Genomic DNA, 869 nt, shown 5'->3' with positions numbered 1-869 from the left:
TTTTCTTTCTTTTCCTCCGGGTACTTAGATGTTTCAGTTCCCCGGGTTCCCTTCCTACAGTTATGTATTGGCTGTAGGATACATGAGGTTTGCTCATGTGGGTTTCCCCATTCAGACATCTCCGGATCAATGGATATTTGCTCCTCCCCGAAGCTTATCGCAGCTTATCACGTCTTTCATCGGCTCTTAGTGCCAAGGCATCCGCCCTGTGCCCTTATTGCTTGACCTTTCGCTTCATCACCCTAGCGTAGGTGATGCGGTCGTTTGATTCTCATTGTTTTTGATAACTTTGTTATCGATGTCTTCCTATCTTGCGTTTTATGAGATACTCTCATATCTCTTAACGTTTTGTATCAAGGATATTTGATTAACTTTAATCAAATTTCATGTATGCAGTTTTCAAGGTACATATTGACTGATGCTTTATCAGTCATTAGAAACATCAAATATTCCGTCTTCTGGACTTCTTATTTAAGATCTCTAATCACTGGTAAAACCAGCATATCTTAACAGCTCTTCCCGGCTGATACGGGTTAGCACCGGACTTTACGATTCGTATCTGGCTCCATCCTGTTTCCGACAGGACTCACTTTCCAATGCCTGTTTTATCTTCATCAGGCTTCCAGCCTGTTGTTTTCTTTTGATCTGGCGCCCACCTGCTCTCCCACACCGTCTCCAGTGCAGTACCATCGGCCGATTGGGTCTTAACCGTCGTGTTCGGGATGGGAACGGGTGTGTCCCCCAACCGCATCGGCACCAGAAATGTTTCAGCTTGATAGCTAAACAGTAAAACACATCTTCGATTTTCTACTTCTTCCTTAGAAAGGAGGTGATCCAGCCGCACCTTCCGATACGGCTACCTTGTTACG

General features: G+C 44.8%; 2 rRNA genes. Both read right to left on the bottom strand.

Annotation, left to right across the window (positions count from 1 at the left end):
* Window positions 1–227: ribosomal RNA gene (locus LJE12_RS19625) — 23S ribosomal RNA — on the bottom strand; the annotation flags it as partial.
* A 416-nt stretch (window positions 228–643) separates the two neighbouring features.
* Window positions 644–761: ribosomal RNA gene (gene rrf, locus LJE12_RS19620) — 5S ribosomal RNA — on the bottom strand.
* Window positions 762–869 lie beyond the last annotated feature (108 nt).

Source organism: Blautia sp. DFI.6.71 (assembly GCF_020593585.1).
Lineage (GTDB): Bacteria > Bacillota > Clostridia > Lachnospirales > Lachnospiraceae > Blautia_A > Blautia_A wexlerae.
The sequence above is the reverse complement of the archived record's forward strand: the minus strand, read 5'-3'. Positions and strand labels throughout refer to the sequence as shown.